The sequence below is a fragment of the Nonomuraea sp. NPDC050536 genome, assembly GCF_044457685.1.
Lineage (GTDB): Bacteria > Actinomycetota > Actinomycetes > Streptosporangiales > Streptosporangiaceae > Nonomuraea.
This window is the reverse complement of record NZ_JBITHD010000003.1, coordinates 599,111-623,552: the sequence shown is the minus strand read 5'-3', so window position 1 is coordinate 623,552 and position 24,442 is coordinate 599,111. Positions and strand designations below refer to the sequence as shown.

At 70.8% G+C, this 24,442-nt stretch carries 28 protein-coding genes; 13 read left to right on the top strand and 15 right to left on the bottom strand.

The window, feature by feature from the left end; translation table 11 throughout:
* Positions 1 to 10 precede the first annotated feature (10 nt).
* Positions 11 to 2,206: an excinuclease ABC subunit UvrA gene (locus ACIBHX_RS12940; protein ID WP_397067020.1), complete on the bottom strand. Its 2,196-nt coding sequence runs from the start codon at positions 2,204 to 2,206 to the stop codon at positions 11 to 13.
* A gap of 51 nt (positions 2,207 to 2,257) precedes the next feature.
* On the opposite strand from ACIBHX_RS12940, the gene ACIBHX_RS12935 reads away from it, so the two are divergent.
* Positions 2,258 to 2,866 (top strand): TetR/AcrR family transcriptional regulator, encoded by a 609-nt coding sequence (locus tag ACIBHX_RS12935; protein ID WP_397067018.1) that lies wholly within the window; start codon positions 2,258 to 2,260, stop codon positions 2,864 to 2,866.
* On the opposite strand, the gene ACIBHX_RS12930 is transcribed toward ACIBHX_RS12935, so the two are convergent.
* On the bottom strand, positions 2,808 to 3,404 hold the full coding sequence (locus ACIBHX_RS12930; protein WP_397067016.1) for an AAA family ATPase: 597 nt from the start codon (positions 3,402 to 3,404) through the stop codon (positions 2,808 to 2,810). The genes ACIBHX_RS12935 and ACIBHX_RS12930 overlap by 59 nt on opposite strands.
* 88 nt (positions 3,405 to 3,492) lie before the next feature.
* Here ACIBHX_RS12930 and secY point away from each other — a divergent pair, with 88 nt between their 5' ends.
* Positions 3,493 to 4,782: a preprotein translocase subunit SecY gene (gene secY / locus ACIBHX_RS12925; RefSeq protein ID WP_397067015.1), complete on the top strand. Its 1,290-nt coding sequence runs from the start codon at positions 3,493 to 3,495 to the stop codon at positions 4,780 to 4,782.
* An 8-nt stretch (positions 4,783 to 4,790) separates the two neighbouring features.
* Here the strand turns inward: secY and ACIBHX_RS12920 are convergent, their stop codons facing one another.
* From ACIBHX_RS12920 to ACIBHX_RS12905, 4 genes are all read right to left on the bottom strand, one after another.
* The gene (locus ACIBHX_RS12920; RefSeq protein WP_397067013.1) at positions 4,791 to 5,444 is read right to left on the bottom strand and encodes a response regulator; all 654 of its coding nucleotides are present in this window, start codon (positions 5,442 to 5,444) and stop codon (positions 4,791 to 4,793) included.
* Entirely contained in the window at positions 5,441 to 6,316 is an 876-nt protein-coding gene (locus ACIBHX_RS12915) for a sensor histidine kinase (protein ID WP_397067011.1), read from the bottom strand. Before ACIBHX_RS12915 ends, ACIBHX_RS12920 begins: the two co-directional genes overlap by 4 nt.
* A gap of 23 nt (positions 6,317 to 6,339) precedes the next feature.
* Complete coding sequence (locus ACIBHX_RS12910) at positions 6,340 to 6,729, bottom strand: PPOX class F420-dependent oxidoreductase (RefSeq protein WP_397067009.1); 390 nt, start codon at positions 6,727 to 6,729, stop codon at positions 6,340 to 6,342.
* A gap of 90 nt (positions 6,730 to 6,819) precedes the next feature.
* A complete protein-coding gene (locus ACIBHX_RS12905; RefSeq protein ID WP_397067007.1) occupies positions 6,820 to 7,719 on the bottom strand; it encodes a phosphotriesterase in 900 nt (299 codons plus the stop codon).
* 193 nt (positions 7,720 to 7,912) lie between these two features.
* Between ACIBHX_RS12905 and ACIBHX_RS12900 the strand changes: the two genes are divergently transcribed.
* Together ACIBHX_RS12900 and ACIBHX_RS12895 are read left to right on the top strand one after the other, a co-directional pair.
* Positions 7,913 to 8,314 carry a TIGR02611 family protein gene (locus ACIBHX_RS12900; RefSeq protein WP_397067005.1) on the top strand — a complete coding sequence of 134 codons (402 nt, stop codon included), beginning with the start codon at positions 7,913 to 7,915 and terminating at the stop codon, positions 8,312 to 8,314.
* Positions 8,315 to 8,375: 61 nt separating this feature from the next.
* A complete protein-coding gene (locus ACIBHX_RS12895; protein ID WP_397067004.1) occupies positions 8,376 to 9,314 on the top strand; it encodes a hypothetical protein in 939 nt (312 codons plus the stop codon).
* A 29-nt stretch (positions 9,315 to 9,343) separates the two neighbouring features.
* Here ACIBHX_RS12895 and ACIBHX_RS12890 read toward each other — a convergent pair whose 3' ends face one another.
* Positions 9,344 to 9,664: a GroES family chaperonin gene (locus tag ACIBHX_RS12890; protein WP_397067002.1), complete on the bottom strand. Its 321-nt coding sequence runs from the start codon at positions 9,662 to 9,664 to the stop codon at positions 9,344 to 9,346.
* A gap of 361 nt (positions 9,665 to 10,025) precedes the next feature.
* Here ACIBHX_RS12890 and ACIBHX_RS12885 point away from each other — a divergent pair, with 361 nt between their 5' ends.
* From ACIBHX_RS12885 to ACIBHX_RS12875, 3 genes are read left to right on the top strand one after another with little or no spacing between them, the layout of a single operon-like run.
* Positions 10,026 to 11,072: an NAD-dependent epimerase/dehydratase family protein gene (locus ACIBHX_RS12885; protein ID WP_397067001.1), complete on the top strand. Its 1,047-nt coding sequence runs from the start codon at positions 10,026 to 10,028 to the stop codon at positions 11,070 to 11,072.
* Positions 11,069 to 11,758 carry a spherulation-specific family 4 protein gene (locus ACIBHX_RS12880; RefSeq protein ID WP_397067000.1) on the top strand — a complete coding sequence of 230 codons (690 nt, stop codon included), beginning with the start codon at positions 11,069 to 11,071 and terminating at the stop codon, positions 11,756 to 11,758. The genes ACIBHX_RS12885 and ACIBHX_RS12880 overlap by 4 nt, the downstream gene beginning before the upstream one ends.
* Positions 11,759 to 11,763: 5 nt before the next feature.
* Positions 11,764 to 12,327 carry a DUF1349 domain-containing protein gene (locus tag ACIBHX_RS12875; protein ID WP_397066998.1) on the top strand — a complete coding sequence of 188 codons (564 nt, stop codon included), beginning with the start codon at positions 11,764 to 11,766 and terminating at the stop codon, positions 12,325 to 12,327.
* Here the strand turns inward: ACIBHX_RS12875 and ACIBHX_RS12870 are convergent.
* Complete coding sequence (locus ACIBHX_RS12870) at positions 12,314 to 13,231, bottom strand: endonuclease/exonuclease/phosphatase family protein (protein ID WP_397066997.1); 918 nt, start codon at positions 13,229 to 13,231, stop codon at positions 12,314 to 12,316. The two genes, ACIBHX_RS12875 and ACIBHX_RS12870, sit on opposite strands and share 14 nt — an antisense overlap.
* A gap of 144 nt (positions 13,232 to 13,375) precedes the next feature.
* Positions 13,376 to 13,702: a rhodanese-like domain-containing protein gene (locus tag ACIBHX_RS12865; RefSeq protein ID WP_397066996.1), complete on the bottom strand. Its 327-nt coding sequence runs from the start codon at positions 13,700 to 13,702 to the stop codon at positions 13,376 to 13,378.
* Between the two features lie 35 nt (positions 13,703 to 13,737).
* Between ACIBHX_RS12865 and ACIBHX_RS12860 the strand changes: the two genes are divergently transcribed.
* Entirely contained in the window at positions 13,738 to 14,364 is a 627-nt protein-coding gene (locus ACIBHX_RS12860) for a TetR/AcrR family transcriptional regulator (RefSeq protein WP_397066994.1), read from the top strand.
* Here ACIBHX_RS12860 and ACIBHX_RS12855 read toward each other — a convergent pair.
* From ACIBHX_RS12855 to ACIBHX_RS12840, 4 genes are all read right to left on the bottom strand, one after another.
* A complete protein-coding gene (locus tag ACIBHX_RS12855; protein ID WP_397066993.1) occupies positions 14,327 to 14,941 on the bottom strand; it encodes a pyridoxamine 5'-phosphate oxidase family protein in 615 nt (204 codons plus the stop codon). The genes ACIBHX_RS12860 and ACIBHX_RS12855 overlap by 38 nt on opposite strands.
* Before the next feature lie 137 nt (positions 14,942 to 15,078).
* On the bottom strand, positions 15,079 to 15,873 hold the full coding sequence (locus ACIBHX_RS12850; protein WP_397066991.1) for an ABC transporter ATP-binding protein: 795 nt from the start codon (positions 15,871 to 15,873) through the stop codon (positions 15,079 to 15,081).
* Positions 15,873 to 16,880 (bottom strand): FecCD family ABC transporter permease, encoded by a 1,008-nt coding sequence (locus ACIBHX_RS12845; protein ID WP_397066989.1) that lies wholly within the window; start codon positions 16,878 to 16,880, stop codon positions 15,873 to 15,875. Before ACIBHX_RS12845 ends, ACIBHX_RS12850 begins: the two co-directional genes overlap by 1 nt.
* Entirely contained in the window at positions 16,877 to 17,875 is a 999-nt protein-coding gene (locus tag ACIBHX_RS12840; protein WP_397066987.1) for a FecCD family ABC transporter permease, read from the bottom strand. The genes ACIBHX_RS12845 and ACIBHX_RS12840 overlap by 4 nt, the downstream gene beginning before the upstream one ends.
* 84 nt (positions 17,876 to 17,959) lie before the next feature.
* Here ACIBHX_RS12840 and ACIBHX_RS12835 point away from each other — a divergent pair, with 84 nt between their 5' ends.
* Positions 17,960 to 18,931 (top strand): ABC transporter substrate-binding protein, encoded by a 972-nt coding sequence (locus tag ACIBHX_RS12835; RefSeq protein ID WP_397066985.1) that lies wholly within the window; start codon positions 17,960 to 17,962, stop codon positions 18,929 to 18,931.
* Here the strand turns inward: ACIBHX_RS12835 and ACIBHX_RS12830 are convergent.
* Both ACIBHX_RS12830 and ACIBHX_RS12825 read right to left on the bottom strand, forming a co-directional pair.
* Positions 18,915 to 21,317, bottom strand: coding sequence for a helicase-associated domain-containing protein (locus ACIBHX_RS12830; protein WP_397066983.1), 2,403 nt, complete (start codon positions 21,315 to 21,317; stop codon positions 18,915 to 18,917). The two genes, ACIBHX_RS12835 and ACIBHX_RS12830, sit on opposite strands and share 17 nt — an antisense overlap.
* A 78-nt stretch (positions 21,318 to 21,395) precedes the next feature.
* Complete coding sequence (locus ACIBHX_RS12825; RefSeq protein WP_397066981.1) at positions 21,396 to 21,911, bottom strand: ATP-binding protein; 516 nt, start codon at positions 21,909 to 21,911, stop codon at positions 21,396 to 21,398.
* A 223-nt stretch (positions 21,912 to 22,134) separates the two neighbouring features.
* Between ACIBHX_RS12825 and ACIBHX_RS12820 the strand changes: the two genes are divergently transcribed.
* From ACIBHX_RS12820 to ACIBHX_RS12805, 4 genes are all read left to right on the top strand, one after another.
* On the top strand, positions 22,135 to 22,956 hold the full coding sequence (locus ACIBHX_RS12820) for a helix-turn-helix transcriptional regulator (protein WP_214326867.1): 822 nt from the start codon (positions 22,135 to 22,137) through the stop codon (positions 22,954 to 22,956).
* Positions 22,957 to 23,193 (top strand): DUF397 domain-containing protein, encoded by a 237-nt coding sequence (locus tag ACIBHX_RS12815; protein ID WP_214326735.1) that lies wholly within the window; start codon positions 22,957 to 22,959, stop codon positions 23,191 to 23,193.
* Between the two features lie 87 nt (positions 23,194 to 23,280).
* Complete coding sequence (locus ACIBHX_RS12810; protein ID WP_397066980.1) at positions 23,281 to 23,520, top strand: hypothetical protein; 240 nt, start codon at positions 23,281 to 23,283, stop codon at positions 23,518 to 23,520.
* A gap of 66 nt (positions 23,521 to 23,586) precedes the next feature.
* Positions 23,587 to 24,354: a hypothetical protein gene (locus ACIBHX_RS12805; RefSeq protein WP_397066978.1), complete on the top strand. Its 768-nt coding sequence runs from the start codon at positions 23,587 to 23,589 to the stop codon at positions 24,352 to 24,354.
* Positions 24,355 to 24,442 lie beyond the last annotated feature (88 nt).

Here is a 24,442-nt window from a genome sequence, read left to right as displayed (position 1 = left end):
GGAGGGACGCCTACACGTCGGGCAGGCTTCTGGCCAGGTACTTGGCCGTCCAGGTGGAGGCCTCGGCCAGCTCGGCGGGGGTGCCTTCGAAGACCACCTGGCCGCCCTGCTGCCCGGCCTCGGGGCCGAGGTCGATGACCCAGTCGGCGTGCTTGACCACTTCCAGGTCGTGCTCCACGGTGACAACGGTGTTGCCGCTGTCCACGAGCCGGTCGAGCAGCGCGAGGAGGCGGTCGACGTCGGCCAGGTGCAGCCCGGTGGTGGGCTCGTCGAAGACGTACAGGTTGCCGGTCTCGTGCAGCCGGTGCGCCAGCTTGAGCCGCTGCCTCTCGCCGCCCGACAGCGTGTTGAGCGGCTGCCCCAGCGTGAGGTAGCCGAGCCCGAGCTCGTCCATGGTGGCGAAGCCGGGCAGGTCGAAGAGGGCGGCCGCCTCCCGGGCGGTCAGGGCGAGGACGTCGGCGATCGTGCGCCCCTCGACCGTGTACGACAGGGCCTCGGCGCTGTAGCGGCTGCCGCCGCACACGTCGCAGGTGCGCGTCACCGGGTCCATGAACGCCAGGTCCGTCTTGATCGCCCCGCGTCCCTGGCAGGCCGGGCAGCCGCCGAGCGAGTTGAAGCTGAACAGCGCCGCGGGCACGCCGTGCGCCCGGGAGAAGAGCTTGCGCAACGAGTCCATCGCGTTGAGGTACGTCGCGGCGGTGGCACGGGAGGAGACCCCGATACCCGACTGGTCGATGAGGATCGCCGACGGGTGCTGCTCGATGAGCACTTGCGTCATCAGCGTGCTCTTGCCCGACCCGGCCACGCCCGTGACCGCCGTGAGCACACCCCGGGGCACCTGCACGGTGACGTCCCGCAGGTTGTGCAGCGAGGCCCCCGAAACGGTGAAGTATCCGGCACCGGCCCGCACCGATGGCTTGACGCCCCGCGACCGCCGCAGCGCGCGCCCGGTGATCGAGTCACCCGCGAGCAGCCCCGCGAACGTGCCCGCGTACACCACCCGACCCCCGTCGGCCCCGGCTCCTGGCCCCATGTCCACCACGTGGTCGGCGAGCGCGATCACGTCGGGGGAGTGCTCGACCACCAGCACCGTGTTGCCCTTGTCCCGCAGCTCGAGCAGCAGCTCGCCGAGCCGGTGCACGTCCCGCGGATGCAGCCCCACGCTGGGCTCGTCGAAGATGTAGGTCATCCCGGTCAGCGACGAGCCCAGGTGCCGCACGGTCTTGAGCCGCTGCGCCTCCCCGCCTGACAGCGTCGGCGTCTCCCGGCCCAGGCTGAGGTATCCCAGCCCGATCGCCTCGATCCGCCGCAGCCCCGTGGCCGCGGCGAGGGCGACCGGGTTGTCCAGCCCGTCGAGCACCTCGATCAGGTCCGAGACCTCCAACGCGCAGTAGTCGGCGATGGTACGCCCGCCGATCCTGGAACGCAGCGCCGCCTCGTTCAGCCGTCCTCCGCCGCACAAAGGGCAGGTGGCCTCCCTGACCAGCGGCCTGACCGACTCGTCCAGAGCGTCGGCCTCGCGCTTGAGATGGAGCCGGTCGAAGCGGCTGGCCACGCCGTCGTAGGTGTTGCCCCGCCCCACCTTGAAGCCCCCGCCGTACAGCAGCAGCTCACGCTCCTCGGCGGTGAAGTCGCGCAGCTTCTTGTCGGGGTCGAACAGCCCGGACTTCGCGTACAGCCCCCAGGCCCAGCTGCCCACCGGCAGCAGCCGGATCGCCCCCTCGTTCAGCGACAGGTCCTGATCGAGCGCCTTGTCCAGGTCGAGCTGGATCGTCCGGCCGAGCCCGTCGCATTCCGGGCACATGCCCTGCGGATCGTTGAAGGAGTACGCGGTGGCCGGGCCGGCGGAGGGCTCGCCGTACCGGGAGAAGAGGACGCGCAGGATGCCGTGGATGTCGGTCATCGTGCCGACCGTGGAGCGGGCGTTGCCCGCGACGGGGCGCTGGTCGACGAGCACGGCCGTGGTCAGGTTCTTGATGGCGTCGGCGCGCGGGCGCTCGTGCTTGGGCAGCCGGTTGCGCAGGAATGCGCTGAATGTCTCGTTGAGCTGCCGCTGGGATTCCACCGCGATCGTGCCGAACACGATCGACGACTTGCCCGACCCGGAAACGCCGGTGAAGACCGTCAGCTTCTCCTTGGGCACGCGCAGCGAGATGTTCTTGAGGTTGTTCTGCCGCAGGCCTGTCAGCACGATGTCGCGAGACACGAGGCTCCCCCTCATAGCTTTGGCTACTACCTATAGCTTAAGCTACATAGCATGACCGACAGAAGGGCGAGGCGCAGGGCGGAGACGCAGGCCGAGATCCTCGACCTGGCGCTCGAGGTGATGGCCGAGGACGGCGTCGCGGGCCTGAGCCTGTCGACCGTGGCCAGGCGGCTTGGCATCCAGCCGCCGTCGCTGTACAAGTACTTCCCGTCCCGCCACGCCGTTTACGACGCGCTGTTCACGCGCGGCCAGGAGCAGTACCTGCAGGCCGTACGGCAGGCCGCGACGGGACTCGCGGGCCTGCGCGCGCTCGGCGCGTCCATGGAGGCCGGGGCCCGCTGGATCATGGCCAACCAGGTGCTCGCTCAGCTGCTGTTCTGGCGCCCGGTGCCCGGATTCCAGCCGTCGCAGGAGGCCTACGCCCCGGCGCTGGCCATCCACGAGCACTTCGCCACCGTCATCCGCGGCGCGGTCCAGCTCGGCGAGCTCAACCAGGACGCCGCGAGCGAGGAGGGGCTGGCGCTCGCGTCCAGCCTGATCGCGGGACTGTTGTCGCAGCAGCTGGCCAACCAGCCCGACGCCGCCTACGAGGAAGGGCTGTTCACGCGTCTGGTGCCGCGCCTGCCCGGGGTGCTCGCGGCGGCATACCCGCCGCGCTGAGCTGCTCGTCCAGCCCCGGAGCCCCGCTCCGGTTGTCGATCTCCAGATGCGGTACGGCCGGCGGCTCATCCACCCGGATGGCACGCAGGTACTCCTCGAAGGAGCCCAGCTTCCCCGTGTCACGCCCGAGCCCGCGCGCCGTCAGCCGCTCCCGCAGCGTGGCCCCGTCAGAGCGGACCCAGACCAGGTGGATCGGCCCACCACCCAGCTCGTCCGTCCACGACGCCCACGCCGAGGCGGAATGCACCTGGGTGGTGAACGGCCCGTCCAGCATCACCGGGCAGCCACGCGCCCTGATCTGCCTGGCCAGCCGGGTCAGCCCCGCGTACTCGAACCGCTTGACGTGCTCGTCGTACCAGGGGCCCTCCCGCTCGCCGGGTGGCCTGCCGTACGCCCGCAGGATCTCCGCGACGAAGTCGCCGTAGACCGCGTCCTTGTCGAGCAGGGCGGGGACCGGGGTGAGGCGGGCGAGCAGGGCGGCGGCGACCGTGGACTTGCCCGCGCCCGGCGGCCCGCTGACCACCCAGAGTGGAACCATCCGCCCAGTGTGCCGTACGCGGATTTGCGTAGGCCGATGCCGCGTCCGCGGTGACGATCTCGCGGGCGGGCGTCGCCAGACTCGGGGCATGCTGAGCGTGCTGACCAGGTCCTTCCGTGTGCCCGAGTTGCGTAAGAAGCTGCTGTTCACCCTTGGGGTGATCGCCTTGTTCCGGCTGGGGCAGATCCTGCCCTCGCCGGGCGTGGACGTGGTGGCCGTGCAGGAGTGCGTGGGGACCGCGCGCGGCGGGCTGGCCGACATGGTGCAGCTGTTCAGCGGCGGCGCGATGCTGAAGCTGTCGGTGTTCGCGCTGGGCATCATGCCGTACATCACCGCCGGCATCCTCATGCAGCTGCTCGCCGTGGTCGTCCCCCGCCTGGAACGGCTCAGGAAGGAGGGGTCGTCGGGGCAGGCGAAGATCACCCAGTACACCCGGTATCTGACCGTGGGGCTGGCCGTGCTCTACGCGACCGCGGACGTCGCGCTGGCCAGGAGCGGCCAGCTCATGCAGGGGTGCAAGCGGCCGCTGCTGCTCCACGACGGGCTGTTGTCCGTGACCGTCATCGTGGTCACGATGGTCGCGGGCACCTCGGCCGTGATGTGGCTGGGCGAGCTGGTGACCGAGCGGGGGATCGGCAACGGGATGTCGATCCTGATGTTCACCCAGGTCGTGGCGGTCTTCCCGGCGTACATGTCGAGCGTGTTCCAGATGAGCCCGTTCGGGTTCGCGCTGATGCTGGCCGCGGCGGTGCCGCTGGTGGCGGCCGTGATCTTCATGGAGCAGGCGCAGCGCCGCATCCCGGTGCAGTACGCCAAGCGGATGGTGGGGCGGCGCATGTACGGCGGGACGGCCACCTACATCCCGCTCAAGGTCAACCAGGCCGGCATCGTGCCCGTCATCTTCACCTCGTCGCTGCTCTACCTGCCGTCGCTGGTGGCGCCGCTGCTGGGGGAGCCGGTCGGGGGCTGGATCGCGCGGAACCTGAAGAGCGGGACGCATCCGCTCTACATGGCCGCGTACTTCCTGCTCATCGTGGGCTTCGCCTACTTCTACGTGTCGATCACCTTCAACCCCGTCGAGATCGCGGACAACATCAAGCGCTACAACGGCTTCGTGCCGGGCCTGCGGCCGGGCAAGCCGACGGCGGGCCACCTGTCGTACGTGCTCAGCAGGCTGACCGCGGCCGGCGCCGGCTACCTGGGGATCCTCGCGCTGCTGCCGCTGGTGGCCTTCGCCGTCCTGCGCGACCCCAATTCCGTGCAGAACTTCCCCTTCGGCGGCACCAGCATCATGATCATGGTCGGCGTGGGCCTCGAAACCGTCAAGCAGATCGAGGCCCAGCTCCAGCAGCGCAACTACGAGGGCTTCCTCAGGTAGCGCCGGGTCTAGCCGGGCGGGGTGAGTCCGGCTCGCATGGCGAAGACGACGAGCTGGGCGCGGTCGCGGGCGCGCAGCTTGACCATGGCGCGGCTGACGTGCGTACGGACCGTGTCGGGGCTGATGACCAGCTCCCTGGCGATCTCCTCGTTGGACCGGCCGGTCGACACCCAGGCCACCATCTCGCGCTCCCGCGGCGTCAGGTGCTCCAGGCCCTCGACCGGCTCCGCGCCGTGCCGCGCGAACAGGCCGATCACCTTCCTGGTCACCGCCGGGGACAGCAGCGCCTCGCCCCTGGCCACCACCCGCACGGCGTTGGCCAGCTCGTCGGGCGCGTTGTCCTTCAGCACGAACCCGCTCGCCCCCGCCTGCAGCGCGGCGAACACGTACTCGTCCACCGCGAACGTGGTCACCACCACGACCCTCGCCCCCGCCAGCCCAGGGTCGGCCGCGATGGCGCGTAACGTCTCCACGCCGTCCATGCCCGGCATCCGGATGTCCAGCAGGAGCACATCGGGCCGAGTACGGCGCAGCAGGTCCAGAGCCCCGGCGCCGTCACCCGCCTCACCGGTGAACTCCAGGTCGGCTTCCCGCTCGATCAGCGCCCGCAGCCCCATCCGCACGACCGCCTCGTCATCGGCGACCGCGACCCTGATGGTCATGCCCGGGTGGTGGGGAATCGGGCCACGACCTGGAAGCCGCCGCCTTCCCTGGGCCCGGCCCACAGCTGCCCGCCCTGGTCGGCCACGCGAGCCCGGATGCCCGCCAGCCCGCGCCCTTCGGCGGCACCGGTCCAGCCGCGGCCCCGGTCGGCGACCTCCAGGACGAACTCGCACGGATCGTTGGTCACCCGCACCAGCGCCCGGGTGGGCCCGGCATGGCGGAGCACGTTCGTCAGCGACTCCCGCACGACGCGGTAGACGGTGCCGCTCAGGTGCGCGGGCGTGGTCGGCTGCGCGGGCTCGACGTCGACGGGAAGCCCCGCGGCCCGCACGCCCTGGATGAGCCCCATCAGATCGGGCCGCGGGTCGAGGCTGTCGAGTGCGGCCCGCAACTCACCGAGCGCCCGGGTGCTCGTCTCCCGGATCGCCTGCAGCGAGGCGCGCACCTGGTCCGGATCGTCGTCCAGCGCCACCAGCGCCAGCCCGGCCTGCATCGCGATCGCCGCCAGCCCGTGCCCGGCGGCGTCATGCACCTCCCCGGCGATCCTGGCCCGCTCCATCGCCACCGCGTCCTCGGCGACCTGCGCCTGCGGGTCGCGGGGGGAGCGGACCGTGATGGGCTGCGCGGGTTGGGGGGAGATGCCCCACGGCGAGGCGGGGGCGGCCTGCCGTACCGACAGGAGCGCGGGAGGCTCGGCCTGGGCGGCGGCCGCGGCGGCCGCGGCGCGGGCCTGGGCGAGGCCGCCGAAGGACCACGGTACGGCCAGCCAGCCGGCCCACGCGAGCATGAACACGACCGGGACGTCACCCAGCCTGGTCAGGCGGGACATGGACCGGCGCAGACGGCCGTCCCGATGCGTGTGCTCGCTCACCACCCCCGGATCCTAGCCAGTTTTCACACGCTCCGGTTCGACGGCGGACCGTCCAGACCCCATGAGATGATCTTGTTGGGCGTGATCCGGATGAGCTCCCCGCTGAAGCCCGGCATGGGAGGCTCCTGCCCGGTCAGCGCCTCGGCGGTGCCGCGGATCTCGATGCCGCGGGGAAGCCACGGGTTGGTGGAGGCGAGTTCGTCGACCACGATCGCGACCGTGCTGCCGGCCTGGATGTTCCTGAACTTCTTGGACGTGCCCAGATTGTGCCCGCCGACCGCGATCGTCCCGGACTCGGAGTCCACGAAGAATCCCACGGGGCTGGCCTGCACCTGGCCCTCGGGTGAGACCGTGGCCAGCCGCCCGAGGAACTGCGTGCCGAGAAAGTCGAGTTCCGCCTGTGTGAACGTCATGGGCCAACCCTGCAACCTCAACCAAACTTGAGGTCAATCCCGGCGCACGGGGGGTTTCCGCCGCTCGCCGTACAGGAAACGTCGAGTACGTCAGGCGGTGGTGGTGAGCCAGCGGATGGGGTTGGCGTGGGTGATGGTGTGGATGGTCTCCTCGGGGATGCCGTGCTCGCGGAGCCGGGGCAGGAGGAGGTGGAACAGGTGGGCGAAGCCGGGCCCGCCGTACCGCTGGACCTGGGCGACGCGGCTGATGCCGGTGCTGAGCAGCAGGCGGTCGGCGTGGCCGTCCTCGATGAGGGCGAGCGCGAGGCGGGCCGTCTGCTCGAGGTTGAGGGACGAGAGGCTGACGTACGCGCCCGCCTCGGCGATCTTGCGGGCGGCGGCCACGTCGGCGCCGGTGTAGCCGATGCTGACGCTCGAGCCCGCCAGGCCCTGGCCGAGGAGGATCTCCAGCAGGCCCAGGCTGTCCTGGCCATAGGTGGCGACCGGGAGCCGGGAGGACATCGAGGCGCGGGCGGCCGCGATCAGCGCACGCTCCTCGGCGGGGGTGGGCTCGGGGCCCCAGCAGCCGACCTCGCCGATCACGCCGGGGAAGACGCCCGTGCCGTCCAGGCCGGAGGTGATCTCGCCCATCAGGCGGCGGGTGAGGGAGTCCACGCTCTCGTCGCCGACGTGCGAGAACGGCTCGGTGAACAGACCGGTGGCGGCGATCACCGGGACGCGGGTGCCGGCGGACATGCGGGCCAGGGCGGCGGCGTCGCGTCCCATACCCAGACAGGTCAGGTCCACGACGAGGCCGAGCTGGTCCGACTGGCGCAGCTCACGGAGTTCGCCGGTGACGGTGTGCTCCTCGTCCAGCCAGCGGTGCGGGTCGGAATCGATGCCGACCGCCCAGCGCATGTCGGTACGCAGGTGCTCGTGGGGGAGTACGGCACCGGTGATCGCGGCCGCGCGGATGGGGCCTGTGACGGTGCGAAGCATGACCTCGGGCATGCCCGACATTAACCGATGTTTGCCGCAACCCGCCTGGTCAGGCCAGAAAATTTACCTAATTTCCTGATTCCATCAACCCGCTTCGGGTCAATGCCCCCTGGCTGGGCGCCTTGCCGGACGAGGGGGGAAGCGATAGCACGGGCGGGGACGTTGCATGATGCAGACCAAGTGTGTGAACTATCGCGGGGGAAGGGTGTCCGAAGAGGTGCAGGAGCGGCGTACCGGGATCAACGGTTGGCTGGACGGTGTCCGGTCGACTCGTACCGGCGCTCTGACGCTGAAGATCGTGATCGGCGTGATCGGCGCCGTCATGGTGGTGGGCGGGCTGATCATGGTGCCGTTCCCCGGGCCGGGCTGGCTGGTGGTGTTCGCGGGGCTGGCCGTACTGGCGACCGAGTTCCACTGGGCACACCGGGTGTTGGAGTTCGGCAAGCGGACCCTGCACGCGTGGACGGAATGGTACAAACGCCAGGGCTGGACCGTCCGGATCGTCGTGCTGGTGGTGACCGTGGCGGCCGCGGCGGTCATCGTTTACGTCGGGATGAAGAGCATCGGCATCGACCTGATCGACGTCGCCCAACGCTTCATCCAATAAGTCGAAATTTCGGGACAATAATGGGGCGCATTTCGCGGCGATGATCCACTAGGCTGCCGCCGTGAAAACGCTCCCCTTACTCGTGGGCCTGGCGGTCCTGGGAATCGCCGCGCCATCCGCCGCCGCGTCGCGCCTGGACGACCCGGTGGACATCGAGATCCCCCACGTCGGCGTCACGCTGCACGAGCAGCCGGGTGACCCGAAGCGGGTCGCCGCCTTCGCCACCGACAAGCCGTACCTGCGCGACAAGGACGCCGACACCTTCACCGCCAAGAAGGGCTTCGTGGAACTGATCCCGGCGCCCAAGGGCGGCAGGGCCGTAGGCCTGTCCACCACCTATGCGGGCAACCGCGACTCGGTCATCGTCATCGGCCCCGGCCCGCGGCAGTCCGTGCGCATCAAGACGGTCAAGCAGCCGCTCGTCACCGACGCGCCGTACTGGACGCGGGACGGCGGGAAGGTCGTCGTCACGATCCAGCGCAAGAGCGGCAAGAAGTGGCTCGCGCAGGGCTTCGTCACCGTCGACGTCCGCGCACGGAAGGCCAGGACGGTCACCGTGCCGGGCGTCGCCAAGGACGCGTACTTCGAGTGGAGCCCCGACGGGCGCAGCCTGGTGTCCTCCTACAAGGACGGCGTCCGCTTCTACCGGCCGAACGGGCAGGTCGAGCGGACCTTCACGGGCATCGGGGCACTGGCCGGCGGCGAGGACGCGTTCTCGCCCTCCGGCAAGCAGCTGGTCACGTACTGCCCGGCCCGCTACGACGAGGACCTCTGCCTCTGGGACGCCTCGAGCGGCAAGCTCGGCAAGCGGGTCAACGTGCAGGTCAACCGGTCGTGGGGATGGTGGGACGAGGACCACCTGCTCGCGGTCGTCAAGCAGGGCGGCGCCTACCAGGTCGTCGCGCTCGACCTGCAGGGGCAGACGACGCAGGTGCTCGCCGACATCACCGCCGCCTCGTGGAAGAAGAACGAGCCCTACCTGGTCTACACGCCGAGCTGAGGCTCACGGAGCCCGCCACCCGGGAGAGGTCAGAGGTACAGGCCCGTGCCGTGATCGGTCTCCTGGGTGGCCACGGCGTGCAGGTCGCGCTCGCGCACGACCAGGTACGTCTGCGCCTGCACCTCGACCTCGAGCTGGTCATCGGGGCTGAGCAGGACCTTGTCGCCCACCTTCACCGCACGCACGAACGTCCCGACGCCGCAGACCTCGCCCCAGACCAGCCGGTTGGCCATCTTCACGGTCGCGGGGATGACGATGCCCGACCCGCTCCTGCGCTCCTCGGCCGCCGGCTCCAGCCGGATCATCACCCGGTCGTGCAGCATCTGGATCTCGAACTTCGGCTCTACCACACCTCAAACTCTAGATGTCCCGCGGACCGACCGTTACCAGGCTGATCCTTTCTGCTGTACGGCGAGCCGCCGCCGCCACCCGCCGCACGGGGCCGGGCCCTGTCCAGGGGGACGCTACGCCGGTGACATGGGGCCGGCCGCCGTTACGACGCTTCGTCCCCGTGGCCTCGCGGCCGCGTATCCCGGGCAGGTGGGATACGGTGCCGCGATTCTGGGGATGTGTATCCGGGGGATTGCAGGGCGGGCGGGTGAGGGAATCCGCTATAAAGTCCTCTGCTTGAGCCGCATTTTCCCAGGGGGAGAAATTGGGAAATGTCGGAATTCGGGCTTCACATAAACGGGCGAGAAGAAAAGGCGTGGCGTGATTCTGCTGTTCGGATCCGGGGGGTTCATCGGAAGGCACGTACGGGAGGCGCTCGGCGGCGGCGACGACGTCGTCGAGGCCCCGCGCGAGCGGATCGACCTGGCCACGGCCTCGCACCACGACCTCACCGGCCTGCTCTACGAGGTGGCCCCCGACGCGGTGGTCAACTGCGCGGGCGCCATCACGGGCGACGTACACACCCTGACCAGCGCGAACGCCGTAGCCGTGGCCCGCCTGCTGTACGCGGTGACGACCGCCGCGCCCAAGGCGAGGTTCGTGCACGTGGGCTGCGCGGCCGAGTACGGCGGCGTGCCGATGGGGCCGCTGATCGGCGAGGAGGCCGGGTGCCGTCCGGCAGGCGACTACGGCGTGACCAAGCTGACCGCCACCGAGCTGGTGCGGGCCGCCGCGGCCGACGGCCTGGACGCCGTGGTGCTGCGCGTGTTCAGTGTGATCGGCGCGGGCGCGCCGCCCGAGTCGCTGCCGATGCGCCTGGCGCGCGGGCTGCGCGAGGACGGCGACCTCGTGGTGGGCGGGCTGGAGGTCTACCGGGACTTCGTCGACGTGCGGGACGTGGCTCGGGCCGTGGCGCTGGCCGTACGGGCCCAGGGAGCGCTGCCGCCGGTGGTGAACGTGGGCAGCGGCCGGGCGACAGCCGTGCGCGACCTCATCACGACGCTCGTCGAGATCGCCCGGCCGGGCACGCGCGTCGTCCCGGGCGCCACCCGCGCACCCGCGATTCCCTGGCAGGCCGCCGACATCAGCCGCGCCGCCGAGTCCCTCGCCTGGCGGCCCGAGATCCCGCTCCGCGCCACCCTGGAATCCCTCTGGACCACCGCCCGGCACCCCTGGCGGGAGGGCGCGACGCACCCATCCGGCCAGGACGCATCCGGAAGCGAGGCGAGCGTCGATCTCGCTGAGGCTCCGACCGCGCCGTGGCCCACCCAGAGCCCGGCGACCCCCCACACGCAGGCGCGAGACGCGAACCAGGTGACATGGCCGGGGGAATGGCGGCCGACAGGCACAGGAGGTGGGACGACATGACGATGCCGACCGCGGTGGGCGTCAAGCCCGACCAGGGACCGGCCCCTGCGATGCTGGTGCTGGCGTATTTCCGCCCAGGCCACCCGCACGCCTGGCCGAGACTGCACCAGACCCCGCCCGACCTGGTGGTCATAGACGTGGAGGAAGGTCCGGGCGTGGCCCGCGACCCCGCGCTGGCCACGCTGGTCACCAGGCTCCTCGGGGCGGGCATCCAGGTGCTCGGCCGCGTCGACACCGACTTCGGCCTGCGCCCGATCGAGGACGTCCGCGCCGACCTGCGGCACTACCGTTCCTGGTACGGCCTGCGGGGCGTCTACCTGGACCAGGTGGCCTCGGGTGCGGACCGCCTCGACCACTACCGGGAGATCGTCGACGGCGTCCGCGGCACGATCGCCCTCAACCCGGGCGTCTACCCCGATCCGGGCTACGCGCAGCTGGCCGACGTGGTGGTGACCTTCGACGGCCCGCTGTCGGCCTACCGGGCCACGCGCGAGCCGGCCTGGGCCCGCGACCAGGCCAGGGGTCGGTTCTGCCACGTGATCCACGACGTGCCCGGGCACGCGAGGGAGTCCACGCTGCGCAGGGCGGCGAGGCTGGCGGGCACGGTGGCGGTCACCGACCGAGCAGGATCGGCACCGTGGAGTGATTTGCCCGCTTACTACGGAACGCCGATCGTGGCAGGATAACGGTCATGATCATGGCCTTCGGAGCTTCCGGCTGGCAGTGGATGAACCCGCCCCGCCAATGGACCGCCGACGACGGCCTGAGCCTGTTCTGCGACGAGGGCACCGACCTGTGGCGGCGCACTCACTACGGCTACACCTTCGACAACGCCCACCTGTTCGGCCGGGTGCTACCCGGCGACCTGCGCCTGGCGGTCACGTTCACGGGCGAGTACGCCGACCAGTACGACCAGGCCGGGGCGGTGCTCCGCATCGACGAGAACAACTGGATCAAGGCCGGCGTCGAGTACGTGGACGGCGCCTTCCACCTGAGCACGGTCGTCACCCGCGAGGCGTCCGACTGGTCCGTCCTGCCGCTGCCGCGCCCGGTCCGGCGGGTCACGTTCGAGCTGGTACGGCAGGGCGACGCGGTGACCGTCCGCTACGGGCTCGACGACGAGCCGCCGGAGCACCAGATGCGCCTGGCCTACTTCCCGCCCGCCGAGCCCGCCTTGGCGGGCGCGATGGCCGCCGCCCCGGTGGGCAAGGGCTTCGCCGTCCGCGTGAGCGACATCCGCATCACGGCAACCTGAGTTCCGCGAACACCGGCCGGTGGTCGGTCCCGGTGAGTGTCTGCACGCCGTACGAGCGGATCGCGATGCGCGCGTCGGCGAGCACGTGGTCGATCGTGACGCCCGGCAGCAGCCCCCACTCGCGCATCGGCCAGGTGGCCGTGAGTCCCTGCCCGGTGACGTCCGCGGCGTCCCGGTAGCCGCTCGCCAGCAGGTCGCGCAGCGGCGCGTGGTCGAGCGTGGCGTTGAAGTCGCCGGCCAGCACCCGCGGCATCCCGCCCGCCCTGGGCAGCGCCTGCAGCCCCTGAGCCCAGCACGCGGCCCGGAAGGCGAACCGCGGCGCGCAGGGATGCACCGACACGATCTCCACCGCGGGCCCGCCTGGCGGCCGGAGCACGGCCCGCGCCTGCCGGAACCCCACCTCGATCACCGGCTCCTCCGACAGCGGGAACCGCGAGAAGATCCCCGACCCCGACGCGCCCGGGGCGGACCTGTCGACCACGTGGGGCAGCAGGCGCCGTACCCCCGCCAGCCGGGCCGCGGCGGCGGGCGTGAGCTCCTGCAGCGTGAGCACGTCGGGCCGCAGCCGCCGCACCAGCGCCTCCAGCTCCGCCGCGTCCCCCGACCCCACCTCCAGGTTGGCCGACAGCACCCGCAGCGCCATCCCGCCCGCCTCCGGGTTGCCGTCGCCGAAGAACCTGGGCAGCACGGCCACCCCCAGCGCCACCGCGCTCGCCAGCGCGACCCCGGCGGCAACCCACCGCCGCAGCGCCCCCGCGAGCGCGAGGGGGATGATCGCGGCGAGCGCGGCATAGGGGGTGAAGGCCACCACCTGCACCCACCGGAACACCGGCGCCAGCCCGGACACCCGCAGGGCGGCCCAGACGGCGAAGGGCACGACAAGGACCCACACGACGGCGCGCATGACCTGTATCGCCACGAACACCGCAAAGGGTTCATAAGATCGTGGGCCGCATGCGCGACGTGGAATCCCGGGTACTGAACGCCGTCGACGACGCCGAGGCTCGCCGTTCGGTGGGGCGGAACTGTCTGACCGGCGTGCCGGGGCTCAGTCGGCGACGCTGGATTCGACGGGCAGGCCCGCCTCGGTCCAGTCCTCGATGCCCTCCACGTAGCGGCGGACGTTGGTGTAGCCGAGCGCGGTCAGCCGGCCGGCGACGGCCTTGCTGTTGTTGCAGGCCGGGTTCGAGCAGTAGGTGACGATCGCGGCGTCCTTGTCCGGCAGCAGCGCGGCGGCGCGCTCGGCGATCTCGCCCTCGGTCAGCGCGACCGCGCCGGGCAGGTGCTGGCTTTCGTAGTACTGGCCGCCGAGCGTGTCGAGCACGATCACGTCGTCCAGCGACGCGTGCAGTTCCTCGCGGGTGATGGTGGTCATTGTGAGCTCCCATGAATTTGGACTACAGTCCGGTTGTGGGAGAAGTTAACGGACCGCAGTCCGCTTCGTCAAGACTGGAACTCCTGCGCCCGGAACCGGTCAGGGAGCGCGCGGACGCGGCCAGGAACCGGGAGAAGGTCCTGGCGGCCGCCGCCCGGCTCTTCGCGGAGAAGGGCGTCGAGGCGGTCTCCATGGACGCGATCGCCGCCGAGGCGGGGGTGGGCAAGGGCACCCTGTTCCGCCGCTTCGGCGACAAGTCCGGGCTCGCGGTGGCGTTGCTGGACGCGCGCGAGCGCGACCTGCAGGAACGCATCCTGTCCGGCCCGCCGCCGCTCGGCCCGGGTGCGGACGCGGGGGAACGGCTGATCGCCTTCGTCGAGGCCTACCTGGACTACCTCTTCGGCCACCTCGACCTGACCCGCATGTCGGAGACGGCCAGCCCCGGCGCGCGCTACCGCATCGGCGCCTACCGCTTCTGGCACCGCCACCTGGCCATCCTGCTGGGGGAGGCATGCCCGTCCCAGGACGCCGACGTGCTGGCCCACGCGCTGCTGGCCGCGCTGAGCGGGGAGCTGACCGCTGTCCTGACCGAACGGTACGGCCAGGACAGGGCCAGACGCGGCATCACCGCGCTGGCGGAGAGCCTGCTGCGAACGCCCTGACGCCGAAGTAGTCGCCGCCCTTGCGCTTGACGTCGTCGGTGCCCCAGTGCCGCTGGCGGGGGAGCTTGGCCAGCCTGGGGATGTGCTTGGAGCAGTGGATGTAGGCCTCCTCGACCGAGGCCACCACCCAGCGTTCCGCCCGCCGTCCGGGAATGTCGGGCACCGGCAGCATCGGATGCGCGGCGCGCATGATCTCGTCGGCGACCACGGCGGCGCGGCCGTTGACGTGCAGGCCGATGAGGTCGCGGAAGAAGTCGACGAACAGCAGCCCGATGTGCGGGTTCTCGACGATGTTGCCGAGGCTGGCCATCACCCCGTTGCCCCGGTAGTCCGGGAAGGTGACCGTCCGGTCGTCCAGCACGGTCACGAACCCGGGCGGGCCCGCTCTGAAGGTCGCGTCGCACTCGCCCCGCCCGTCGCTGGTGGAGACGAACACCATCTCCTGCAGGGCGATGAACTCGCGCATCCGCGGGTTCAGATGATCGAGCATCTGGTCGGCGTAGAAGCGGGCCGCCCGCGCCTGCGTGCCGCACTGCTCCTGCAGGTGCCGCTCACCGGGACTGCCTTGCGGGTCCATGGCATTCCTCCCGTTTCCGGAAGCCTGTAACCGGAAAATTGCAATCTGTCATGGAAGTTCGCGTGCGCCTAGGCCAGCATGCTGTCACCGGAAATCACGCGACGATCGCCCGACATGACGTTGTCCGACCGCCTATTTCATGCCCTCTCGCGGACCCTGCGCGCCTCCGGCACGATCAGCGGCGTCCCCGTCTGCGGATCAGGGATGATCTCGCAGCGCAGGTCGAACACCTGCCGCACCAGCGACGGCGTGACGACGGAGGCGGGATCACCCTCGGTCACGATCGCGCCGTCCCGCATGACGATCAGGTGCGTGGCGTAGCGGCAGGCCTGGTTGAGGTCGTGCAGCACCGCGACCAGGGTCCGGCCCGCCTCGTGCAGCTCGGCGCACAGGTCCAGCACCTCGATCTGGTGGGAGATGTCCAGATACGTGGTGGGCTCGTCCAGCAGCAGGATCGGCGTCTCCTGCGCCAGCGCCATGGCCAGCCACACCCGCTGCCGCTGCCCGCCCGACAGCTCGGCCACGATCCTGTCGGCCAGCCCCGCCACGTCCGTGGCGGTCATCGCGTGGGAGACCGCCTGCTCATCGGCCGGCGACCACTGCCGCATCAGCCGCTGGTGCGGATACCGCCCACGCGCCACCAGGTCGGCGACCGTGATCCCGTCGGGCACGATCGAGCTCTGCGGCAGCAGCCCGAGCCGCCGCGCCACCTCCTTCGACGGCAGCGAGGTGATCACGCTTCCGTCCAGGTGGACGGCGCCATGGCGGGGTTTGAGCATCCGCGCCAGCGCGCGCAGCAACGTGGACTTGCCGCACGCGTTCGGCCCGATGATCACCGTGAACGATCGGTCAGGGATCGTCACGTCCAGTTCGTCGGCGACGATCCGCTGGTCGTAGGCGAGCGTCAGCCCGCTGCCTGTCAACCGGTCCATCAGTGGCGATCCTTTCGCAGGAGCAGGGCGAGGTACGTGCCGCCGATCGCGGCGGTGACGACGCCGACGGGCAGCTGGGAGGGCGCGATCACGCGCTGCGCCACCAGGTCGGCCGCGATCAGCAGCACCGCCCCCGCCAGCGCCGAGGAGATCATCGTGACGCCGGGCGAGCGCGCCAGCCGCCGCGCGATCTGCGGCGCCGCCAGCGCCACGAAGATCACCGGCCCGGCCGCAGCGGTGGCCACCCCGCACAGCAGGACCCCGGCGACCACCGCGCCCGCGCGCACGGCCTCCACCCTGATCCCCATGGACCGCGCCGCGTCGTCGCCCATCTCGATCATCCGCATCGGCCGCGAGATCCACGCCACCAGCGGCAGCAGTACGGTCAGCGCCACCCCCACCGGGATCGCATGGTCCCACCCGCGCCCGCCCAGGCTCCCGGTCAGCCAGGCTCCCGCGGTGGCCGCGTCGTTGATGTCGGCCCGGGTCAGCAGGTAGGAGTTGACGGCCACGAGCAGCGCGTTCGCCCCGATCCCGACCAGGACGAGCCGGTAGCCCTGCACCCCGCGCCGGAACGCCAGCGCGTACACCAGCACCGCGGTCACCAGGCAGCCCGCCAGCGCCCCACCGGCGATCACCATGGCCGAGCCGCCCAGCACCACGGCCAGGATGCCGCCGGTCGAGGCGCCGGCGGTGAAACCGATGAAGTCGGGGCTGCCCAGCGGGTTGCGGGTCAGGCTCTGGAAGATCGCCCCGCTGACGCCGAACGCGGCGCCCACGAGCAACCCGGTGACCACCCGCGGGGCGCGCAACCTGCCCACGATCAGCTCGGCCACCGGCGTGCCCTGCCCGAACAGCGCCTTCAGCACATCGGGGACGGCCACGGTGTACTCGCCCGTCGAGATCGCCACCACGGTCACCGCGAACGCGACGGCCACCAGCAAGGCCCCCACGACCAGGGCCCGCGGCGCCACCCGCACCGACCAGGACCCGAACCGGATCGTCATAGCGCCGCCAGCCTCCTGCGCCGGGCCATCAGGATGAAGAGCGGGGCGCCGACCACCGCGCTCATGATGCCGACCTGGACCTCGCCCGGCACCGCCACCAGGCGGCCCGCGACGTCGGCCGCCAGCAACAGCACCGGCGCGACCAGCGCCGAGTACGGCAGCACCCAGCGCTGGTCGTGCCCGACGACCGCGCGTACGGCATGCGGCACCGCCAGCCCGACGAACCACAGCGGTCCCGCCGCGGCCGTGGCCGAGCCGCACAGCAGCGTGACGGCCACCGCGGTCAGCACCCGGGTCCTGGTGACGGCCACGCCCAGCGCCTTGCCCGCGTCCTCGCCCAGCGACAGCATGTTCAGCGGGCGGGCCAGCAGCAGGCCGAGCACCAACCCGGCCACCAGGAACGGCGCCAGCCGTACCAGCACGTCGGGGGTCTGGCCGGCCAGCGAGCCGGTCAGCCAGAAGCGCATCCGGTCGAACGTCTCCGGGTCGATGCGCAGGATCGCCGAGGCGACCGCCGTGCACACCATGCCCAGGGCCACGCCTGCCAGCGCCAGCCGTACCGGACCCGCGCCCGAGCGGCCGGCCGAGCCGAGCGTGTGGACCGCGACGGAGGCCAGCGCCGCCCCGGCGAAGGCGAACCACACATAGACGGCCGGGTCGGACAGCCCGAGCAGCCCCATCGCGACGGTGACGCCGAGCGCGGCGCCCTCGTTGACGCCCAGCAGCCCGGGATCGGCCAGTGGGTTGCGGGTCAGGCTCTGCATGAGGGCCCCCGCCAGGCCGAGCGCCGCGCCGACACCGACGCCGAGCAGCGTGCGCGGGATGCGCACCTCGCGCACGACCGTGTGGTCGCTGGAGGTGCCGGGCGCCGCGAGAGCGTCGAGCATGGTGTGCAGCGGGATCGACCGGGCGCCCAGCGCCACGCTCGCCGCCGCGACCAGGACGAGCAGGCCCAGCGCCGCGAACAACCCCCCAGCCAGTACAGCAGGCCGCACCTGCCCCCCTTCCCTCATCGTCAAATTTAGGTAAGGCTAATCTAATGTGCCTCAAGTAAGGCAAGCCTAGCCTAAGGAGATGAGATGTCGCTGACGCGCAGGGGGTTCCTGGTGGCCACCGCCGTCCTCACGCTGGCCGCGTGCGGGACCCAGCCCGCACTCGAGAAGACCGCCGCGACCGGCACCGCGTGGTCCTTCACCGACGACCGCGGCAAGAAGCTGGAGCTGCCCGGGCGCCCCAGCCGGATCGTCGCCCAGGTCGGCGCGGCGGCGGCGCTGTGGGACTTCGGCGTGCGGCCCGTGGCGGTCTTCGGCCCGCACAAGCTCAAGGACGGCGGCCGCGACCCCCAGGTAGGCAACGTCGACATCACCAAGGTCGAGGGGCTGGGCAACGTCTTCGACGAGTTCAACGTCGAGAAGTACATCGCGCTGCGCCCCGACCTGCTGGTCAGCAACATGTGGGAGCAGGGGCGGCTCTGGTACGTGCCGGAGAAGTCCAAGGCCACGATCGAGCAGGTCGCGCCCACCGCCGGCATCATGCTGCCGGGCAGGAGTGCCGAGCAGGTGATCGGAAAGTACGAGGAGCTCGCCACGTCCCTGGGCGCCGACCTGGCCGGCGTCGCCGAGGCCAGGACCCGCTTCCAGGCGGCGCTGAAGGAGCTCAAGAAGTTCGGGAAACTGAAGATCCTCATGATGTCCGGCGGCGCCGACAACATGTGGGTCGTCAACCCGCCGGACTACCCCGACATCGTCACCCTCATGACCGCCGGCCTCGACGTCGTCAAGCCCACGACCGTGGACAAGGGCGGCTTCTTCCAGACGCTCAGCTGGGAGAACGCCGACACCTACGACGCCGACGTGATCCTCTACGACACGCGGACGCAGTCGCTGACACCGCAGGAGATGCTCAGGAAGCCCACCTTCGCCAAGCTCCCGGCCGTCAAGGCGGGACAGCTCTACCCCTGGCGGGCCGAGGCGCCGTTCAGCTACCAGGGGTACGCGAGCATGCTGGAGGAACTCGTGGCCAACCTGGAGAAGGCTAGTAAGCTCCCCTGACCTCCACGATCTCCGCCAGCGGGAACTCCAGGTAGTCGCCGGCCTCCTCGCACCAGGCGTCCAGCGCGCCCGCGCGCAGCTCGCCATGGCTGATCGTGGCCGTCAGCCCGCCGGTCAGCGTGATCCCGGCCCGCACCCCCCGATCGACCACGAAGCCGAGCAGCGACTGCTGGGCGGTCGGCAACCGGGTGGCCATCCGCCCGATGATCGCCCAGGTCCGCCCGTTCTGCTCGGCGACGGTACGGCCGGCGGTGATCAACCGGCGCGCGTGCTCGTGCGGATCGGGCGCCGGATCGGCGAACACGTGCGGCGGCGCCTCGAAATCGCCCAGCTCGGCGACCTGGCCACCGGGCAGCAGGATGAGCTTGCCGTTCTGCGGCTCCTCGATCCTGGTCCGCTTGATCGAGATCTCGCCGGTGTCGGCCACGGGGACGGGGGAGTAGCCGTGCTCGCGCAGCCCGGCCAGCGTCTTGTCGGCCGAGGCCGAGCTGACGAGCACGGTCGGGGCCAGCAACCGCAGCCCCAGCCTGGACAGGCGCCTGTGCGCGGCGATCTCGGCCAGCAGCGCCGGATCGGAGGCCTGCACGACGCAGCCCACCGTGGTTACCGTGACCTCGCCGTGCCTGCGTGCCACGTCGCGCACCAGGTACTCAAGCGGCTGCGGCACCGTGCCCACCCCGGACAGCTCCTCCAGGAGTTCGTCGGCGTCGTAGCCGTAGTCGAGGGCGCCGCGCACGCTCTCGGTGGTGAAACGCCACACCGACGCGGCGCCGCGCGACTCCCGCTCGGCCACCCGGTCCAGCAGCGCGGCCAGCTCCGCGGACGGCGGCCCCGTCACCACCGCGGTCAGGTCGGGGCCGAACAGCGCGCTGCGCCGGACGCTGGCCAGTGCCCTGGTCGACGCCTCGACCAGGACCGGGTCGTGCTCGACCAGCGGCACGGTGTCATCGCTCTCGTCACCCGGGTGCGCGGTCAGGCCGGCGAGCGCGCGGCCCAGATCGGTCAGCGCGTCGTTGGCCAGCAGGCCGAGCAGCCGCGCCTCGTCCAGCACGGCGGAGGCGCACTCGGTCAGCAGCGCCTGATCGAGCAGTGGCGCGTGCCAATGCACGTTCCGCACCAGGCTCGCCCGGTCGGCGTAGGCGGTGCCCGCGGGCAGGTGGGCCAGCACGGCCAGGACCGCCCGCCGTACCCGGGCGACGGCGGCGCCGGTCTGATCGTCGCCGAGCACCGTGCCGTACTTGCCGTCGACCTTGCGCAGCGACGAGCGCTCCATCCGCCACCAGCCTGCCAGCAGCACGCGCAGCCGGGCCGCGCCCTCGTCCAGGCGCCAGCGGTCGAAGCGGTCGGTGGGCACCATGCCGCCCGACTTCTCGTCCCAGGCCAGCAGCCTGGCCACGGCGCAGATCTCCAGCAGCAGCCGCGTCTCGTCCTCGTCGCAGCCGGTCTCCTTGGCCACCCTGCGCACCTCGCGCACGCCCACCCCGCCCGTCTTCAGCAGCGGCAGCGGGGTCTTGGCGGTGTTGTCGAGCAGGGCCGCGCACCGCTCGACCACGTGCGGCGCGGCCAGCGTCATCAGGTGATCGACCTCCTCGGGGTCGACCGGCAGCGTGGCGACCTCGGGCGCCTCGGAGGTGAACGGCGGATGGTAGCCGGGGCCGCGCAGCCCGAGCGCGACCTCGCGCGGCATCTCGGCCACGTGCCAGCTGGGCCGATACAGCAGGCCGTGATCGGCCGCCCACTTCTCCGGCGAGCCCGGCATCACGAAGCGGCCGCCGTCGACGTCACGCACGGGCCCGTCCCAGGCGAAGCCTTCCAGCAACGGCTGCGTGCCCTCGGGGGCGTGGCTCAGCAGCGCGTCCAGCCGTTCACGTTCTGACAGCACCTCGCTCACCCGCACGATCGTGCGGCGCTTGTTGCCGTGCGGCGGCAGGCCCAGGTTGCGCGCCAGGGACCGCAGCGCGTCGGTGCTGATCGTCCACGAGTTCAGATAGTGCTCAAGCGGCTCGCCCAGCCCCAGCGGAGCCGCCCACCAGCGGGAGACCGCCTCGGCCAGATGGATCGAACCCGCGGCGTCCGGCCAGGCCAGCGCGTGATCGTAGAGCCGGTCCAGCCACGGGGCCAGCTCCTCGACCGGCACGCCCAGGAACTCCGCGAGCCGTTCCGGCGTCGCCTCCCGCACCACCAGGCACGCCTGCGCCAGCTCCAGGCACGGCAGCGGCAGGCCGCGCAGCGCCTCCATCACGGCGAAGCCGTTGCCGAGCCGCTGCGCGAGCGTGTCAAGTCGCCGCGGCCACGGCGGGGCTATCGCGTCAGGCCTGTTCTCGAGGATGCGGCCAAGCCGATCTTCATCAAGGTTTCGCAGCCAGCCGAGCAGGTGATCATCCATCGGTCAGCACTCTCATGGGGTCTCGCGCGGGACTCACCGTGAGCCATGACCATCCACGGTAATGCAGATCACTGTCCGTCAGGAGAGGACTGCCCAGACGATCTTCCCGTACGGCGCGAGCGCCGACCATCCCCAGCGATGGCTGAGCGACTCCACGATGTGCAGGCCCAATCCGCCGGCGTCCAGCGGGCCCGGGTAGCGCAGCACCGGCACCGACGATCCAGGGTCGGTGAACGCGCAGGTGACGAGGGGGCCCCGCCGTACCAGGGACATGTGCACGGGGCGCTCGCAGCGCGGCTCGGCTAACCGCAGCCCGTGGCGCAGCGCGTTGGTGGCCAGCTCGGAGACGACCAGCTCCATGTTCTCGACCAGCTCGCCCAGCCCCCAGCCGGTCAGCGCGCCCGTGGTGTAGCTGCGCGCGGAGTGCACCGAGGAGGCGGTCGGGGGGAGTACGAACGTCGCGCTCGCACACGGACTCGCATACTGGCCGGGGCCGAGCAGGTCGCGCGCCGCCTCCGGCCACCACCCGACCGGAGGCCACCAGTCGAACGTGGTCCACAGGCCGGGCGCCGTGGTGGATTGCACGTAGATCATTCTGCGCCAAACTCTCGTGCAGATGCAAGGGCGAATGCACGTGCATAGGGGGTTTGCAGGCGCTACCGTTGGTCATCAAAAGGTCAATCAGTGGGAAAGGGGATCTTGTCCGCGGCCCATGATCTTTCGGCCGTGAAGTGACAGACTGTGTGGCAAGGAAACGACCAAGGAGCAGCACGTGTCCATCGATCCGCCTGGCTCTGGTTCGACCGTTCGGCGCATCATGCTCGGTGCGAGTCTGAGGCGCCTGCGTGAGGCCAGTGGTCTGGAACGCGGAGAGGCGGGCTTCCACATCCGGGCTTCGGAGTCGAAGATCAGCCGGATGGAGCTCGGCCGCGTCGGGTTCAAGACACGTGATGTAGAGGACCTGCTGACCCTGTACGGCGTCGTCGACGACGCCGAGCGCCGGGCCCTGCTCGAGATGGTCCGCGAGGCCAACACCCCCGGGTGGTGGCACAAGTACTCCGCCGTCCTGCCCTCCTGGTTCACCACGTATGTGGGACTGGAGGAGGCGGCCAGCGTGATCCGCACCTACGAGGTGCAGTTCGTGCCTGGTCTGCTGCAGACGGCCAACTACGCGCGGGCCGTGTTCCAGCTGGGCAACCCCGATGCAACTCCGGAGGAGATAGAACGCCGCGTGCATCTGCGCATGCAACGGCAAGAGCGATTCTCGCAGAAGGACGGCCCACGCCTGTGGGCGGTCATCGACGAGGCGACCCTCAAGCGGATCATCGGCGGGCGGGAGGTCATGCGTGAGCAGCTTCAGCATCTGCTGGAAGTGGCTGCCCTTCCCAATATCACCATCCAGGTGATGCCCTTCAGGTACGGCATGCACGCCGCCGAGGGGGGCGCGTTCAGCATCTTGAGGTTTCCCGAGTCCGACCTGTCGGACGTTGTCTACGTCGAGCAGCTCTGGGGTGCCCTGTACCTGGACAAGCGTGAAGACATCGACCCGTACCTCACTGCGATGGAGCAGTTGTGCGTGGAGAGCACCACGCCAGGGGGCACCGTCGAGCTCATCGGCGGTCTTCTCAGAAAGATGTAGATGAAGCAGACCTATAACGGCATGCCCGCGGCAGACCTCAAGCAGGTCGCCTGGCGCAAGAGCCGCTACAGCAACTCGCAGGGCAACTGCGTGGAGCTCGCGGAGCTCCCCGACGGCGGCGTCGCGGTGCGTAACTCGCGCTTCCCCGACGGTCCCGCCCTGATCTACACCCGCGACGAGATCCGAGCGCTCGTACTCGGAGTCAAGGACGGAGAGTTCGACGGATTGCTGGTGTAACAACGTGTTTACCTCCGGCGCGCCTGCTTAACGGAGGTGCGCCGGAGGCGTAACCACCGGGCCTCCTGGCCTGGCGAGGATCGGGCCATGCTCGATCAGCTGAACCTCTATCCGATCGCCGACGACGTGCTGTTCGCACCCGGCGGCAAGGTCGTGATCCGCACCTACGGCGTCGCGCCGGGAGACGGCGCGGTCTCCTTCCGCACCTGGGTCACCGGACTGCGTGACCAGCCCCGCTACTGGCGGTGGGGCCACTACGAGGACGCCGCCTCCGGGCACCGGCGGGTCCTGGAGTGGCTCACCGGGCGCGGGCCCCAGCCTCACTGATCTTTTTCCGGTACGGCGTGCTACTCTCTCGAGCAAACGCTTGGTTTGTCCGGTTTGGAGGCCGTCGTGCGGCGAGGCATCTACCTGCTCGAAGAGGTCGACTTCCGGCCGATGAACTCCAAGCGGCCCCTGGAGTACCTGACCTGGCTGACCCGCTACAAGCAGGAGGACCGCCTCCGGTCGGCGCCCGAGCTCACCTCGGGCATGTCGATCAGGTCCCGCGAGATCGACCTCGTCGGCGCCTTCTACGCCGTCGGCATCACCGGCCATCCGCAGTTCAAGGCCGTCACGCTGTGGGACTGCCACGGCGGGTGGGACGGCGGGTGGCGGCAGATGATGGAGATCTACACCGGCGTCGACGGCAAGCTCTTCCTGTCCGACATCGACGACCTGCGCTTCTCGGCCTTCTCCCGGCCGCTCGGCGCGGTCCACGGGTCGCCGGCCCTGTCTTCGCTGTGCGCCGAGGGCTACGCGGCCGAGTTCTACCTTTTCGAGTCCGCCACCGTGCGGCCGGGCGCGGCACTGGAGTACCTGGAGGCGGTCCGCGCCGAGCGGGCGCCGCTGCTGGCCTCCTATGGGCACCGCCTGGTGGGCCTGTACGAGGTGCTGTTCTGCGACACCGAGGTGGTGACGCTGTGGGGCATGTCGCTGGACTCCCACCTGGCCATGCAGCGCGCCAGGGACGCGGCGCTCGGGCTGGACGACGAGGTGCCGGGGGATCCGCGGCTGCTCGACTGGAGCAAGCGGGCCCGCGACTACCTGTCCGGTCCCTGGCGCGAGACCCTCCTGTCCCCGTTCCCCGGCTCCCGCCTGGCTCTCGACCGACGCCCTTGATGTGACGCCCATTGATGTGACGCCCATTGATGTGACGCCCATTGATTGACGTCCGGTGATTGACGTCCTGCTGGGCTTGGCGTCGGGT

Bases quoted from the DNA above. Each gene is read 5' to 3' on its own strand.
- ACIBHX_RS12935 (WP_397067018.1), top strand. From the start codon at position 2,258: ATGACCGACAGAAGGGCGAGGCGCAGGGCGGAGACGCAGGCCGAGATC.
- ACIBHX_RS12930 (WP_397067016.1), bottom strand. From the start codon at position 3,404: ATGGTTCCACTCTGGGTGGTCAGCGGGCCGCCGGGCGCGGGCAAGTCC.
- secY (WP_397067015.1), top strand. From the start codon at position 3,493: ATGCTGAGCGTGCTGACCAGGTCCTTCCGTGTGCCCGAGTTGCGTAAG.
- ACIBHX_RS12920 (WP_397067013.1), bottom strand. From the start codon at position 5,444: ATGACCATCAGGGTCGCGGTCGCCGATGACGAGGCGGTCGTGCGGATG.
- ACIBHX_RS12910 (WP_397067009.1), bottom strand. From the start codon at position 6,729: ATGACGTTCACACAGGCGGAACTCGACTTTCTCGGCACGCAGTTCCTC.
- ACIBHX_RS12905 (WP_397067007.1), bottom strand. From the start codon at position 7,719: ATGCCCGAGGTCATGCTTCGCACCGTCACAGGCCCCATCCGCGCGGCC.
- ACIBHX_RS12880 (WP_397067000.1), top strand. From the start codon at position 11,069: ATGACGATGCCGACCGCGGTGGGCGTCAAGCCCGACCAGGGACCGGCC.
- ACIBHX_RS12875 (WP_397066998.1), top strand. From the start codon at position 11,764: ATGATCATGGCCTTCGGAGCTTCCGGCTGGCAGTGGATGAACCCGCCC.
- ACIBHX_RS12870 (WP_397066997.1), bottom strand. From the start codon at position 13,231: ATGCGCGCCGTCGTGTGGGTCCTTGTCGTGCCCTTCGCCGTCTGGGCC.
- ACIBHX_RS12865 (WP_397066996.1), bottom strand. From the start codon at position 13,702: ATGACCACCATCACCCGCGAGGAACTGCACGCGTCGCTGGACGACGTG.
- ACIBHX_RS12855 (WP_397066993.1), bottom strand. From the start codon at position 14,941: ATGGACCCGCAAGGCAGTCCCGGTGAGCGGCACCTGCAGGAGCAGTGC.
- ACIBHX_RS12850 (WP_397066991.1), bottom strand. From the start codon at position 15,873: ATGGACCGGTTGACAGGCAGCGGGCTGACGCTCGCCTACGACCAGCGG.
- ACIBHX_RS12845 (WP_397066989.1), bottom strand. From the start codon at position 16,880: ATGACGATCCGGTTCGGGTCCTGGTCGGTGCGGGTGGCGCCGCGGGCC.
- ACIBHX_RS12835 (WP_397066985.1), top strand. From the start codon at position 17,960: ATGTCGCTGACGCGCAGGGGGTTCCTGGTGGCCACCGCCGTCCTCACG.
- ACIBHX_RS12830 (WP_397066983.1), bottom strand. From the start codon at position 21,317: ATGGATGATCACCTGCTCGGCTGGCTGCGAAACCTTGATGAAGATCGG.
- ACIBHX_RS12825 (WP_397066981.1), bottom strand. From the start codon at position 21,911: ATGATCTACGTGCAATCCACCACGGCGCCCGGCCTGTGGACCACGTTC.
- ACIBHX_RS12820 (WP_214326867.1), top strand. From the start codon at position 22,135: ATGCTCGGTGCGAGTCTGAGGCGCCTGCGTGAGGCCAGTGGTCTGGAA.
- ACIBHX_RS12815 (WP_214326735.1), top strand. From the start codon at position 22,957: ATGAAGCAGACCTATAACGGCATGCCCGCGGCAGACCTCAAGCAGGTC.
- ACIBHX_RS12810 (WP_397066980.1), top strand. From the start codon at position 23,281: ATGCTCGATCAGCTGAACCTCTATCCGATCGCCGACGACGTGCTGTTC.